The 13,709-nt window shown below is 63.2% G+C and carries 12 protein-coding genes and 1 tRNA gene; 5 read left to right on the top strand and 8 right to left on the bottom strand.

The window, feature by feature from the left end; genetic code table 11:
- Nucleotides 1-64: 64 nt before the first annotated feature.
- From mksF to mksB, 3 genes are read right to left on the bottom strand one after another with little or no spacing between them, the layout of a single operon-like run.
- Nucleotides 65-2,896, bottom strand: a complete 2,832-nt coding sequence (mksF, locus tag ACIPZF_RS09010) for an Mks condensin complex protein MksF (RefSeq protein WP_400797899.1) — start codon at nt 2,894-2,896, stop codon at nt 65-67.
- Entirely contained in the window at nt 2,893-3,600 is a 708-nt protein-coding gene (mksE, locus tag ACIPZF_RS09005) for an Mks condensin complex protein MksE (RefSeq protein WP_400797896.1), read from the bottom strand. The genes mksF and mksE overlap by 4 nt, the downstream gene beginning before the upstream one ends.
- On the bottom strand, nt 3,590-4,867 hold the full coding sequence (mksB, locus tag ACIPZF_RS09000; RefSeq protein WP_400797893.1) for an Mks condensin complex protein MksB: 1,278 nt from the start codon (nt 4,865-4,867) through the stop codon (nt 3,590-3,592). The genes mksE and mksB overlap by 11 nt, the downstream gene beginning before the upstream one ends.
- Before the next feature lie 429 nt (nt 4,868-5,296).
- On the opposite strand from mksB, the gene ACIPZF_RS08995 reads away from it, so the two are divergent.
- Together ACIPZF_RS08995 and rimI are read left to right on the top strand one after the other, a co-directional pair.
- A complete protein-coding gene (locus ACIPZF_RS08995) occupies nt 5,297-6,085 on the top strand; it encodes an energy transducer TonB (protein WP_400797890.1) in 789 nt (262 codons plus the stop codon).
- Entirely contained in the window at nt 6,082-6,537 is a 456-nt protein-coding gene (gene rimI / locus ACIPZF_RS08990; RefSeq protein ID WP_110996186.1) for a ribosomal protein S18-alanine N-acetyltransferase, read from the top strand. Before ACIPZF_RS08995 ends, rimI begins: the two co-directional genes overlap by 4 nt.
- Before the next feature lie 31 nt (nt 6,538-6,568).
- Here the strand turns inward: rimI and ACIPZF_RS08985 are convergent, their stop codons facing one another.
- Nucleotides 6,569-7,258, bottom strand: a complete 690-nt coding sequence (locus ACIPZF_RS08985; protein ID WP_400797887.1) for an NYN domain-containing protein — start codon at nt 7,256-7,258, stop codon at nt 6,569-6,571.
- A 254-nt stretch (nt 7,259-7,512) separates the two neighbouring features.
- On the bottom strand, nt 7,513-8,658 hold the full coding sequence (locus tag ACIPZF_RS08980; protein WP_400797884.1) for a hypothetical protein: 1,146 nt from the start codon (nt 8,656-8,658) through the stop codon (nt 7,513-7,515).
- A gap of 68 nt (nt 8,659-8,726) precedes the next feature.
- Between ACIPZF_RS08980 and ACIPZF_RS08975 the strand changes: the two genes are divergently transcribed.
- Nucleotides 8,727-9,311 carry a D-Ala-D-Ala carboxypeptidase family metallohydrolase gene (locus tag ACIPZF_RS08975; protein WP_400797881.1) on the top strand — a complete coding sequence of 195 codons (585 nt, stop codon included), beginning with the start codon at nt 8,727-8,729 and terminating at the stop codon, nt 9,309-9,311.
- Here ACIPZF_RS08975 and ACIPZF_RS08970 read toward each other — a convergent pair.
- Nucleotides 9,251-10,165 carry a LysR substrate-binding domain-containing protein gene (locus tag ACIPZF_RS08970; protein WP_400797879.1) on the bottom strand — a complete coding sequence of 305 codons (915 nt, stop codon included), beginning with the start codon at nt 10,163-10,165 and terminating at the stop codon, nt 9,251-9,253. The genes ACIPZF_RS08975 and ACIPZF_RS08970 overlap by 61 nt on opposite strands.
- 118 nt (nt 10,166-10,283) lie before the next feature.
- Here ACIPZF_RS08970 and ACIPZF_RS08965 point away from each other — a divergent pair, with 118 nt between their 5' ends.
- Complete coding sequence (locus ACIPZF_RS08965; protein WP_400797876.1) at nt 10,284-10,895, top strand: LysE family translocator; 612 nt, start codon at nt 10,284-10,286, stop codon at nt 10,893-10,895.
- A gap of 55 nt (nt 10,896-10,950) precedes the next feature.
- Here the strand turns inward: ACIPZF_RS08965 and ACIPZF_RS08960 are convergent.
- Together ACIPZF_RS08960 and ACIPZF_RS08955 are read right to left on the bottom strand one after the other, a co-directional pair.
- Nucleotides 10,951-11,027 (bottom strand) — tRNA-Met (locus ACIPZF_RS08960).
- 95 nt (nt 11,028-11,122) lie between these two features.
- Complete coding sequence (locus ACIPZF_RS08955) at nt 11,123-12,055, bottom strand: FecR family protein (protein WP_400797873.1); 933 nt, start codon at nt 12,053-12,055, stop codon at nt 11,123-11,125.
- A 177-nt stretch (nt 12,056-12,232) separates the two neighbouring features.
- Between ACIPZF_RS08955 and ACIPZF_RS08950 the strand changes: the two genes are divergently transcribed.
- Nucleotides 12,233-13,444 carry an MFS transporter gene (locus tag ACIPZF_RS08950; protein WP_400797870.1) on the top strand — a complete coding sequence of 404 codons (1,212 nt, stop codon included), beginning with the start codon at nt 12,233-12,235 and terminating at the stop codon, nt 13,442-13,444.
- Nucleotides 13,445-13,709 lie beyond the last annotated feature (265 nt).

The following is a 13,709-nucleotide window of genomic DNA, read 5'->3' as shown; positions in this document are numbered from 1 at the left end:
CGCTGCATTACTCTGTGGGAGCGGGCTCGCCCCGCGAAAGGGCCGCAAAGCGGCCCCAAATTCCTCAGGCCAATTCCTCAGCCTGATCCTCCCGCACGATCGCCTTCTCCACATCCCGCCGGCTGATGTACTTCCAGTCCGCCTCGTCGATGTAGATGCCATTCGGCCCGCTGCCGCCTTCCAGGTCGATCGCCACATGCGCCGACACCTGCGGCTTCACGCTCGCCAGAATCGGCACGAAGCCCAGCTGCAGGCTGGTCTCCAGCAGCGCCGCCTGGTTGCGTTCGTCGATGTCCGCCGCCTCGTCGAGGTAGTACGGCAGGCGAATGCGCCCGGCCAGGTCACGGTCCATCAGGTGCAGCAACAAGTACATGTTGGTCAGCGCCTTGATGGTCATGGTAGTGCCGTTGGAGGCCGCGCCGTCGATGTCGGCGTGGATCACTGGCTGGCTGTTGATCTTGGTGATCTCGAAGGCTAGTTCGAACAAGTCTTTCAAGCCCAGCTGGTTGTGGTTGGCGGCCACCAAGCGAGCCAGGTATTCCTTGGCCTCTTCGTTCTTGTGATCCTGCTCCGAGCTCTGCGTCAGGTCGAACACCGACAGGGTTTCGCCTTCCTCGTACTGGCCGGCGCTGTGGATGATCTGGTCGATGTGCTTGAGCGCTTCCTTGTTCGGCGCCAGCACCACGCGGAAGCTCTCCAGGTTGGACACCTGGCGCTTGTTGATCTCGCGGTTGAACAGGGCCAGTTGGTGCTCAAGGCTGTCGTAGTCGCTGCGGATGTTGCGCAGGGTCCGGGCGATGTCGGTGACCGCCGCGCGGCGCGCCTTGGCCAGGGTCAGGGCCTCGTCGGTGCGGTGCGCATAGGCGTTCACCAGCAATTGCAGGCGGCGCTCCATGTCGTCTTCGCTGTCGAACTTGGCCACGCCCTTGAGGCGCACCTGGGCGTACAGCGCCTCGATCTGGTTGTCGACGCGCTGCAAGCCCTGCCAGCTGTCCTGGTAGTCGTTGAGCAGCGGCAGCAGGTTGTCCATGGAGTCGTCCACCGCTTCCATGAACGGCGTGCCGAACGGCAAGTCTGCTGGCAGAAGCTGGCGACGGCGCAGGGCGTCTTCCAGGGTACGTTGCTTGGATTCCAGGTCGCCGAGCTGGCGGCCGACCAGCTGCAGCTTGGCCGACAGTTGCTGGACGCGCTCGGTGAAGGCGTCGCTGGAACGCTTGAGTTCGTCCTGGGCGGCTTCCAGTTGCGCCAGTTGCTCCAGCTTCTCGGGCTCTTCGGCGGCCAGGGTTTCGCTGCGGCGGTAGTCTTCCAGGGCCTTCTGCGCGTCGAGTACCTGCTGGTACAGGGCTTCGGTCTGAGCCTTGGAAGCGGTGCGGTCGGCGGCCACCGATTGCTGGGTCTTGAGCTGCTTGAGCTCGCGTTCCAGGCGGTCTTTCTGGTCGCGCAGGGCGGCGCGGTCGGCCAGGGCCTGCAGCGCCGGTGGGTCGATGTGCGAGAGGTCGATGGAAATGCCCGGAGCCTCGAAACGCTCGCCTTTGAAGCCGTCGAGCACGGCCTCCAGCGATTTCACCCACAGGTCGCTGTCGTCCAGCTCGATGCCACGGTCGCCCAGCGGCAGGCTGAACAGCGCGCCGTTGAACAGGCGCATCAGGCGGTCGACGTCGGCCTGCGAGAACTCTTCGCGCAGGCGGGCATAGCTGTTGTTGTCGGCGTGGTCGAGCTGCTGCCTGACCTGCTTCACGCGTTTTTCCAGGTCGCGCACGCGCTCGTCGAGGTCTTCGGCGGAGAACTGCCGCGACTGCGCCAATGCGCCGGCCAGTTCGTCGTGGGCGTCCTTGGCCGCCAGCAACTGCTGTTCGAGGACTTTGACGTCATCGACCAGGGCGAAGCGGTGCTTGAGCACCGACAGCTCGCCGAGCCAGCGCTGGATGCCGGTGATTTCACGCTCCAGGCGCATCAGCTCCTGGGTGCCGCCACGCTGGTCATTCTGCAAGCGGTCCTGCTCGCCGCGGAAGTGCTCGGCCTGGATCACCAGCTCTTCCTTGCGCGCCATGGCGTATTCCTGCCAGGTGCCCAGCAGGTTGTCGAGCAGCGGCGAAAGGCGGTGCAGCTTGCCGCGCAGGATGTCGCGCTGGGCCACGCCGCCGGCCAGGGCCTCGACCAGCGGGCCGGCAGCGACCAGGGCGTTGTAGTCCTGCTCCATGCGGCGCACGTCGCGGAAGGCTTCTTCGCATGCAGCGATGTAGTCGACGCTGCCCGAGCGCAGGCTGTGCTCGAATGCATCGAGGAACAGCTGCTTGAGCTTGGCGGCGGTGATTTCGCGCATGTGCAGCAGGTTGATGAACAGGGCGCGGAAGGTCTTCAGGCTCTGCTCGCTGGTCGAACGCAGCGGGATCAGGGTCAGGTCCAGCGGCACCGAGGTGTGGCCGCCGACCAGCAGCCGGCGCAGTTCGTCCGGCTTGAGTTCATAGGCCTTCAGGCCCAGGCGCTCGAGGTTGGTGAACAGCTCTTTCTGACGCAGGCAGGTGTCGTTCTTCTGGTAATGCGCCAGGTCCAGCTCACCTTTGTAGGCGAAGAACTGGTGACCGAAACCGCCGCCCGGGCCACGCCCGACCACGCCGATCACGTGCGGGCCGTGGGGCAGGTTGAGTTCGCAGAGGATGTACGAAGTGTCGCTGGCGAAGTAGAAGCGGCGCGACTGTTCCAGGCTGTACTTGCCGAAGCTCATGTCGGACATGCGCGCCAGGATCGGGAACTGCAGGGCGTTGATCGAGGCGGACTTGCCCAGGTTGTTGGCGCCGTAGACCGACAGCGGGTGCTCCAGGGGGAACAGGCCGAGGCTGTAGCCGGCGGTGTTGAGCAGTGCGAAGCGGCGGATGCCGTAGCGTTCCTGGCTCATGCGTCAATCTCCTGTTGCTCTTCGCGGATGGCCCGGGCCAGGGCTTCTTCTTCGCTTTCGTCGGCCTCGAAGGGGGCCAGGTCGAGCGGGTCGTCGGTGCGCGCCAGTTCTTCGGCGCTTTCTTCTTCGACCAATACCGGCGTTGGCAGCGGTAGGTCGCTGTGCAGGGTGGCGGCCAGGTCGCGGTCCTGCTGCACCGACAGGCACACGTCGAGGAAGCGGTGCATCGGCGGCAGGAAGCGGTAGATGCCGCCTTCTTCGTGGGCGAAGCCGAGTTGGGTCATGCGGCGCATGATCTTTTCTTCAAGCTCGTCGACGGTCTGCACTTCGGCCTGCAGGAACAGGTCGCGGTACTTGTCCAGCAGCGATGGCAGCTCGTCGCGGCCGATGCTGCCGCCGTCGAGCACGGCCATCGGGTCGCGGCCCTGGTCGGCCAGGTGCTCGACCAGGATGAAGGTGAACAGCGACAGGCGCTGGGCGGTCTTGTTGACCTGCGCCGCGGCCTGGTCGGGGACGAAGTAGTAGAAGCCGCGGGTATCGCACACCAGCTCGAAGCCCAGGGCCTTGAACAGGGTGCGGTACTGGTCCTGGAAATTCGACAGCTGGGCGTACAGCTCCGGGTCGCGGCGGCTGACGTGAAACCCTTTGAACAGCTCGCGGAAGATCGGCGCGAGCTGGGACAGTTCGGAAAGATCAAGATGCATGGGCTGGGCTCGCGTTGTTTTCAGGTGGCGCTTCGCGGCTGGAGGTCAGGGCGAACGAGCGCAGGCTGACCAGGTGTTCCTGGGTGGTGTATTCGCGGCGGTCGAGGCGTTCGCGCTTGAAGCGCTTTTCCCGTGACAGGCGTGAGAACCAGTACAGCAGCTCGTCGGTGGCGCCTTCGGGCTCCTGCTCCAGCAGCCAGACCATCAGGTCGGGCAGCGGCAGGGCGTTTTCGCAGCGTTCGAGCATTTCCTTGACCGTGCGCGGTGCACGCGGCAGCACGCCGCTCTGGGTCTTGTGCGCCTTGGGGAATTTGGCCGGTTTCGGCTCGAAGCGGGCGAGGGCGTAGACGTAGGCCTCGACCTGGCTGGCGCTGCCGAGGAAGGTGCTCTGCGGGCGGGTGAACAGCGGCATGGCGGCGTGCGGCACGGCGTCGATGCCTTTGCGGCGGATCACCGACAGGGCCAGCGCCGCGCCGCGGGTCACGGCATTGTGCCGGCGGGCTTCTTCACGCAGCGGCAGCAGCAGCTCGCGGGCGTGGCGCAGGGTCAGCTGGGCGCTGGTCTGCATTTCGAGGATGCGCGCGTGGGTACGCAGCAGCATGTCGTCGTCCACCAGGTGGCCCAGGCGCGCCTGTTCACCGAGCAGTTTCAGCAGCACGGTCTCGACCTTGCGCACGCCCTGCTCGAAGGCGCCGTCGGCGTTGACCAGCTGGATCATCGGCTCGACATATTCGTCCCAGGTCGCCAGCACTTCGGCATAGCGCTGGCGCAAGGGGATCTGGCGGTTGCTGGTCTTGGCCCGTTCGGCCACGGCCACCAGCGCCTGTTCGTCGTTGTCGAGCTTCTTCAGCACGTCGCGCACCCGCATGTCGAGCAGGCGCAGCTGGCGCGCCAGGTCGTCGCTGTCGCGGTTGTCGAAAGCATCCTGGATGTGCCCGGCAAGGCGCTCCAGGTGGCGCAGGTAGGCCTCGATCTCCAGGCACAGGCCCAGGCGGTGCTCGCGGCGCAGGTAGGCGAGGAAGTCGTGGATCTGGGCGTTGAGCTCGAAGCGATTCGGGCTCTTGGCCACCGGCACCAGGATATCCAGGCGAATCCACACGTCGAGCAGCTGGGTGATGTCCTGCGGCGTGCTTTCCACTTGCTGGCGGCCCAGTTGCTGGCGCAGTTCCACCAGGCTCAGGGTGCCCTGGTCGAAACGCTCGCACAGCGGCTCGATCAGGGCCCAGTGTTCGGCTAGGGCGCGCAGGACGCGCTTGGGTTCGATCATTGGCGTCTACTCGTTGCCAAGTAAAAAGGGGGCGATTGTACTGCATCCGGGGGGGAGGATTTCACCCCTTGTCTGTAATGAGGTGAATCCGCTGTGGTGCAGGTGGTTGTCTTGGCGGGTGCGGCGTTTTCAAGATCGCGCGCCGCCCGCGCGGCGCATCGCGAGCAACGCTCGCTCCTACGTTTGTTTCTGGCCAATTCCGCCTGTGGGATTTGCGCGCGAACGCCTTGGCGCATGACGCGATATCGTGCCAAACAAACAAGGCGTTCGCGCGCGCCTGTCACTGACGTTACTGGCCGGAAACAAACGTAGGAGCGAGCGTTGCTCGCGATGCGCCGCGCGGGCGGCGCTCGGTCTCAAGGCCCCTGCAAATCCCACGCGTACACGTTACAATCCCCCACTGACCCTCCCCCCCCGGATATCCGTGCCTTGCTGACCGAACCCCGCCGACGCGCCTACCTTTCCGCCATGCAAGTGGTGCATTGGCTGCCGCGCGCCGAACTGCCGTTCGCCGCCCCGTCGCGCCCCGAGCTGCTGTTGCCGCAGGTGCCGGTCGAGGACGCAGCGTTCGAGGTCAGTCCAACCGCTCCGGCCGCCAACGATGCACCGTCCGCACCGCAGGCGCGTTCCGGCGAGCGGCCGAAAATCGAGATCCCGCGCCCGAGCAGCACGGCCAAGCCTGTCGCCAAGCCGGTCGAGGTCGAGGATCAGCCCCCCGCGCCGCGCCCGGCGCTGGTGCCGCCACCGCGCTTCTCGCTGCAACTGCTGCGTGCCGGCAGCTGCCTGCTGCTGGTCGAGCTGGCCACCGGCCAACCGTTCCAGAGCCGCGACCCGTCCTACCTGCTGCTCAAGGACATGCTGCGCGCCGCCGGCCTGCCCGACGCGCCGCAGATCATCGGCGAGCCCGTACGCTGGCCGCTGCTGGTGCGCGGCAACATGGACCAGGGCCCGGCGGCCGCGCGTGATTTCGTCCAGGGTTTCATCCAGGCGCGGTTGGAGGAAGCACCCTGCACCGTGCTGTGGTTGATTGGCTTGCCGGCCCTGCGCCATGCCGCCAATGCCGATGACACAGCCTATTACCAAGTCCTCAAGCTCGACGGCCTGGGCGATGCCTGGGCCTTGCCGGGCCTTGAACTGTTGATGGACGAGCCGCAGCGCAAAGCGGACGTCTGGCAAGCGATGCGCCAGCTGATGGCGCGCTGGAAGAGCGTTGAATGAGTGAATCGATCAGTTTCCGCCCGATGACCGAGGCGGATCTGGATGCCGTGCTGAAGATCGAATATGCCGCGTTCAGCCATCCCTGGACCCGCGGGATTTTCCAGGATGCGCTCAAATCCTACGAAGTGTGGTTGATGTTCGATGGCCAGCAGCAGGTGGGTCATGGTGTGATCAATGTGATCATCGATGAGGCGCACTTGCTGAACATCACCGTGAAGCCGGAGAGCCAGGGGCGGGGGATGGGCTTGCGGTTGCTCGAACACCTGATGGCGCGGGCGTATCAGCTCAATGGGCGGGAGTGTTTCCTGGAGGTCAGGGCGAGCAACCAGTCGGCGTATCGGTTGTATGAGCGGTATGGCTTTAACGAGATTGGGCGTCGGCGCGATTACTACCCGGTCGCGGGTGGGCGTGAGGACGCGCTGGTGATGGCTTGCACCTTGCTCGAAGATTGATGGTCCAGCCTGTCTGGCATTGAGTAAATTGTTACCAATATGCGGGTTTGATTGCCGGTCTTTTCTGGGTGGGCACCCGATCTGGGAATTGGTGTGAGGCAAGCTCCTCGGTTGTCACCAGGTGGCGCATCCAGTGTGAATGATTTTTGAGTGAGCCGGGTGCAGTTCGCTTCATGCCCTCGCGGTGCGGCAGGATCACGCCCAATCGCAGTTCTGGGAAATCCTCTCTGATGGCCCTTAGGGCTGGAGTCATATCGGTATCTGCAGAAACTAGAACTATCTGTTCTATTCGCTCTTCTGCGGGGATCGTGCATTGCTGCGCGGCGAGCCGGTACATGCTGATGGCAATCAGAACGTCCGTTTCCTTTTCTTCGAGCTTCCAGATGGCCACTTTGTCGAGCCGCGAGGGTGGCGTTTCTTTATCTATGAATCGTGGAGCACTACGAGGCTCCAGCTGATGGCGTCCGTAATGAACAACAACTCCTCTTGCGATCAGAGCGCGAAGGTAAGTGTCTTGAGCTTCTTTCGAAACGCTTCCCCGGCTCGCTAAAGACGGCTTTACGCCGGCGGTAAAAAAGCTGATGGCTTTGATTTCGCTTTCCGGTTGTTCAACCTTGATGATATGACCGAGTAAAGCAGGCAGGTCGAGCCATTTGAAGCCTGTGCCTGCTACCAGCCCGTAGAACACGTTGTATCCGTCGATGAAGCAGGCTGTACGCAAAATTTTTATTGCCCTGAAAACGAAAAAACCGGCGCTAGGCCGGTTTTTTCACCCCAACAGCCAACGAACTGAATCGTCGCGTACGGGGCTGAGTAGTGAAATTGATTATGCCACCAGGATTGGGGCAGTCAACAGGCATCTCCGGTACAGATGCTCGCTGTTGGCTAATGATGACTCAATACGGAGCGGGCGTGGGTCAAGGCGTATGGAGAAGTGTGTTGCTCCACGTTGCCCCCGACATTGCCTGAAACATCTCACTCGGTTTCGACTGGCTTGCGCAAATCCCTCAGGCTCCTCGTCACAGCCCCGCTATTGCACTTCGCCGCCGCCTGCTCTGGCGTGTATTTGCGCACCGTGCGGAAGAACAACTCACAGGTCTGCTTCTTCTGCGTCACCTGCCACTTGGTCGAGCACGCATCGAGCGTCAGCTTGGCATCGGCCTCCTGATTGCGTCCCATCCCGGCCTGCCAGCACGCCGCCGTCAAATCCTGCCCCATCATCCTCAGCCCAGCCGCGTCGGCCTTGTCCTGATCGCCGTCGTAGTTGCTCTTGTCCGCCGCATACCAGATCGCACTCGGGTGGTTGGCCCCCAGCACCGGCACCTTGGCGCCGGCCTGCGGGCTGATGCTGACCAGGCCCAACACACCGACCTTGGGCCCGTATTGCTGCTCGATCCAGCTGCGCACTGGAGCACCGAAGGCAACCATTGGCAGGGGCTGGGTGATGTTCTGCAGGGTCATCTCCTTGACCATGCGCAGCTGATAATCCTTGAAGTAGCTGTAGGTCTCTTTCAGCGTTTCGCCCGCACTGGCCGGTGCGGCAATCGGGGCAATGTCGATGATGGTCTGGTAGGCCGGGGTGTCGCCGGCTGCCACACCGTTATAGGTCAGCAGCTCGGCCCAGCGGTCGGTGGTGTTGCTGCGCAGGTAGTCTTGCGCCTGGGTCAGCGAATAGTCGGGCGGAAAGTGCAGCAGCTCGATGCTGCGGCGGTTCTGCAGGGCCATGCCGAGCGGCAGGAACAGGTACCAGTCATAGGCCCATTTGCCGTCCTTGTTCAGCTGGGTGGCGCCCTGGTAAGCCAGCTCGCCGCTATCGAGCAGCTTGCGCAGCGGCTCGGCGTAGTTGGCGGGGACGTCGCTGATGGTTGCGTGGAGCCGATCAGCGTCGCGGCGCACGTGCACCTGGGCATTGGCGTGGCCGTCGCGGCGTACGCTCTGGGTCAGGTAATGCTCGACGGTCTGCTCCAGCGTCCAGTCGCGAAAGCAGATCACGTGGCAGTTGTTGGGGAAGGCGAACAGGCGGGTGACGCGCTGGGCGTCGCCCAGGTAGATCTGAGCATCGGCTGCGGCAAATCCGGTAAAGGCGAGGGCGGCCAGGCTCGGTAGGGCCAGCTTGTACATGCTTAACTCCTTGTCAGCAGAATCGCCAGGATTGGCGAGGGTGCCCATACTGGAGTGGGGGAGCGGGAATGAGAAGGGCCAAAGGCTGCCTGATGGCGGTGGTATTATCGATCGCGGGTGTGGCGCAGGCCGATGAGCGTGACCTGTGGATGTTCGCGCAATGGGCGGGGGATCATCAGACCCGGCCCTTTCGCGAGATGCTGGTGGATGCTCGCCTGTATGGCGTGGTGCCGATTCATCAGCTGCTGCGCTCGGCGTCCGACTGGCGGCTGTGCAAGGCCTCGCCCTTCGCCGTGCCACCGTCCAGCAACTGGCCCAATGTGCGCTCCACGCTGGCGCTGATCAAGACACTGGGTGATCAAGGCATCTTGCGTCAGTTCGAAGTCGTTTCGGCCTACCGCGATCCGAGCCTCAACCGCTGCGCCGGTGGTGCTGTGGACAGTGCCCATACCCGTGCCTTCGCAGTCGATATCCTGCTGCCGGCCTGGGCCGATCCCAACCCGCTGTGCCGCTTCTGGCAGCAGCACGGTCAGGCCTGGAACATGGGTCTGGGGCGTTATCCGACAGGCCGTATCCATCTCGACACAGCGGGCTATCGCACCTGGGGTGGTGATGGCAGTGCCGGTTCGTCGTTCTGTATCAAGCCCAGCTGAGCGAGGCAGGCCTGGCTTTCGCCAATCACCCATTCTGCGAAACGCTGGCGCTTGCCGCCGTCGTTCAGCGGTTGCGGGCTCAGCAGGTGATAGGCGGAGCCGTCGCGCAAGAAGCCGAGCGGAGCGTGCAGCTGTCCGCTGTCGAGCTCGTCGCGCACCATCAGCGCCGAAGCGATGGCCAAACCAAGGCCGGCGCTGGCCGCCTGCAGTGACAGGTAAAAGTGTTCGTAGTCGCTGCGCTGGCTGTGTCGTGCCTTGCGGCCACTCAGGCGCAGCCACGCAGGCCAAGCGTCTGGTCGGGTGCCGCAGTGCAGCAGGCGCTGGTGATCGAGCTCAAGGTTGGCGTCGCGGCTGACCGGGCCGATCCACTCGTCGCAGATCTTCAGGCTATGCAATGTCGGCGGCCAGTGGAAGTCATCGCGGCGTAGCGCCAGGTCGACACCGCTGCGGGCGAAGTCCAATGGCCCGCCAGCGGCTACCAGGTGCAGTTGCAGGTCTGGGTGGGCGGCGTGAAAGCGGGGCAGGCGAGGGATCAGCCAGCGCATGGCGATGGTCGGTTCGCAGGAAAGCACCAGCACGTTATCCCGCTCTTGCTGCTGCAGACGCTGCACTGCAGTTTCGAGTTGCTCGAAGATAGCTTGGGTGGTGCCTTGCAGGGCGCGGCCGGCTGGGGTCAGGAAAATTGCCCGGTTGCGACGCTCGAACAGTTCGATGCCCAGGTGTTCTTCCAGCAGGCGCACTTGGCGGCTGACGGCGCCATGGGTGACATGCAGGCGCTCGGCCGCGCGCACGAAGCTTTCAGTTTCGGCGGCGATGTCGAAATAGCGAAAGGCGGTAAGGGGTGGCAGCTTCATAGGCTTTATGTGAGGAAAACTAGCGGATTCGCCTCACTATAAATCGATTTTTCGCTTCTTGTATGGCCTCGATAATCAGCACGTCTGTGCATTTACATCGCCTATCGAGGATCCACCCGTGACCGAACTGTTCGCCGTTGCTCTATTCACTCTGCTGGCTGTCATCAGCCCCGGCGCCGATTTCGCCATGGTTACCCGCAGCAGCTATGCACTGGGCCGCAGGGCGGGGCTGGCTGCAGCGGCAGGTATCGCCTTGGGCGTGCAGGTGCATGTGCTGTACACGGTATTGGGTGTTGCGGTGATCATCAGCCAGAGCCCGGCGCTGTTCCTGGCGATGAAGGTGCTCGGGGCGGGATATCTGATCTACCTGGGTTATCAATCGCTGACCAACACCACCCGCTTGAGCCTTGAGGGCCAAGTCTCTGGCAAGAGTCTGGTGGCCGCGCTACGCACGGGGTTCATGACCAACGCCTTGAACCCCAAGACCATGCTGTTTGTAGTCAGCGCTTACACGCAGGTGGTCCAGCCAGGTACGCCATTGGTCGTGGATTTCGCCTATGGGGCATTCATGTCGTTTGCCCACTGGGCCTGGTTCAGCCTGGTGGCGGTGTTCTTTTCGAGTGCGGGGTTGCGCGCGGCAATGATCGAGCGGCAGGGCATGGTCGATCGGGTGATCGGGGTAGCGCTGATCGGCCTGGGGCTGGCCGTGGCGGTGGCGGGTGTGCGCTGAACTTTTCTGCAGGCAAAAGAAAAGGGCCTACCTTGCGGTAAGCCCTTTTCAAGTTTGGTGGCTACACAGGGACTTGAACCCCGGACCCCAGCATTATGAATGCTATGCTCTAACCAACTGAGCTATGTAGCCGATGGCGCGCATTATTCGCTTGTGAGGCCCCTGTGTCAACACTCATTTCAAAAAAAATTTGCACGCTTTCAAAAACTTAGCCGCTCAGCCCGTTTTTATTGGACGATCAGCCATTGCCCGAGCACGCCGTGCAGCTGCAAGTGCTGCGCGGCAGCCAGGGCGTCGAGGGTTTCGCCAGGGCGGTCGAGGTTGAAGTCACCGCTCACTCGCCGATACGCCGTCTGTTCATCCATCAGCCATACGCGACGGCCCTGATAGCTGGCCAGGCGTTCGATGACCTGGCCCAAGGGCATGTTGCTGGCGTGCAGCTGGCCAGTGCGCCAGGCATCGGCGGCTTTCACGTCGGCTTTTTCCACGGGGTTTATTCGTGCATCGGTGAAGGTCACCCGTTCGCCGGCCGAAACCATGCGCTGGTCGCCGCCCTGCAGGATCATCGCCTTGCCGTTGAGCACCACCAGCTCGTCATGGTCGGCATGGCGCGCGACCATCAGGCGGGTGCCGAAGACCTGAATACGTGCATCGTCCACCTGCACTTCCATGGCGCGACCGTCGAGCATCACTTCCAGATACACCTGGCCCTGGACCAGGTGCAGCAGGCGTGTGCGCCCACGCAGGTCGACATTCATGGCGCTGGCACTGTCCAGGTGCAGGGTGGAACCGTCGGCCAGGCGCAGGCTGCGCCGTTCGCCGGCATCGGTGTGCAACTCGCTGGCAAGGCGTTGCATCAAAGGCCAATACAAATACGCCAACAGTGCCAGCCCTGACAGAAACAGCAGCGCCAACACCTTGCCCATGTGGCCACGCCTGGCGCTGAACACACGCGGCCGAGGCCGGGCAGCGGGCACCTGAAGTTGCTGCCAGCAGGCTTCGAGCTCGGCATAGGCGTGCGCGTTGAGCGGGGCTTGGCACCACCGGGCGAAGGCCTGTCGTTCGCGCTCATCGCAGCCGGGTTGGCGCAGGCGGGAAAACCATTCCAGTGCTTCCTGCTCAGGGTCGGCCTTGAGTTGCGTGGCGGGCATCGGGCTCATGGGATGTGCTCGCGAAAGGGCGGTTTCGCCCAACGATTACGGGGAAATGGGTCAGAGGATGCTAAATATATTGAGAACCATTTACAAGTAAGCAGTGACAAAGGGATAAAAAGGTAGCTATGTATCCATTTGTTTCCTGATAATCGGATCCCAAACCTGCGGACGGAACTCTAGCCCATGGCCATCAGCGGCACCTCCAACGTCAGCAGCGGTTCGGCAAGCCACGCCAACCCGCTGGTGATGCGCATCATCACCTTCTGCGCGTTGGCGCATCTGATCAACGACCTCATCCAGTCGGTGTTGCCGGCGATCTACCCGATGCTCAAGGCTAAATACGACCTGAGTTTCGCCCAGATTGGCCTGATCACACTGACCTTCCAGATCACGGCCTCGCTGCTGCAGCCCTGGGTCGGCTTCTTCACCGACCGTAGACCGACGCCGAATCTGCTGCCACTCGGCACCCTGTGCACGCTGGTGGGGATCGTCATGCTGGCCTTCGTCGGCAGCTTCCCGATGATATTACTGGCCTCGGCGCTGGTGGGTATCGGTTCGTCGACCTTCCACCCGGAAACATCTCGGATTGCGCGGCTGGCCTCAGGCGGGCGTTTCGGCTTGGCGCAGTCGACTTTCCAGGTCGGCGGCAACACTGGATCCGCCTTTGGCCCGTTGCTGGCGGCCGCCATCGTCATTCCATTCGGCCAGAGCCACGTGGCCTGGTTCGGAGTGGCCGGGCTGCTGTTCTTTGCCGTGACCTTGATGCTGCGTCGCTGGTACACCGAACACCTCAACCAGGCCAGGGCGCGCAAGGCGGTGCAGGCCACCCACGGCATCTCGCGCAAGCGGGTGATCGCGGCGCTGATCGTGCTGGGCCTGCTGGTGTTCTCCAAGTACTTCTACATGGCCAGCTTCACCAGTTACTTCACCTTCTACCTGATCGAGAAATTCGACCTGTCGGTGGCCAGCTCGCAGTTACACCTGTTCCTGTTCCTGGGTGCGGTGGCGGCGGGTACGTTCTTCGGCGGGCCGATCGGTGACCGCATCGGGCGCAAGGCGGTGATCTGGTTCTCGATCCTCGGGGTGGCGCCGTTCACCCTGGCGCTGCCGTATGCCGACCTGTTCTGGACCACCGTGCTCAGCATCGTGATTGGCTTTATTCTGGCCTCGGCATTCTCGGCAATCGTGGTCTACGCCCAGGAGCTGGTGCCGGGTAGCGTGGGCATGATCGCCGGGATCTTCTTCGGCCTGATGTTCGGTTTCGGCGGCATTGGCGCGGCGCTGCTGGGGTACCTGGCGGACTTGCGCGGTATCGAGTACGTGTACGGGTTGTGCTCGTTCCTGCCATTGTTTGGCTTGTTGGCGGTGTTTCTGCCAAATACCGGGAAGCGCTGAGACCGATGGGGCCGCACAGCGGCCCATTCGCGGGGCAAGCCCGCTCCCACAGGTTCCGGGCTGTAGGGAGGGGCTTTGTGGGAGCGGGCTTGTCCCGCGAAAGGGGCTGCATAGCAGCCCCCGGCAATTGACGACTCAACCTGGCTTGGCCTAGAGTGCCGCCTCTTCTCAACCACCTGCGTAGTAGCCCAAGCAATGCGCCGTACTCAGTCCCTCCCACACGCTCGCCAGCCTGCCCTTCAGGCCATGCGTCGTGCGTGGCCGA

The sequence above is a fragment of the Pseudomonas sp. NPDC089752 genome (assembly GCF_044748725.1).
Lineage (GTDB): Bacteria > Pseudomonadota > Gammaproteobacteria > Pseudomonadales > Pseudomonadaceae > Aquipseudomonas.
The sequence above is the reverse complement of the archived record's forward strand: the minus strand, read 5'-3'. Positions and strand labels throughout refer to the sequence as shown.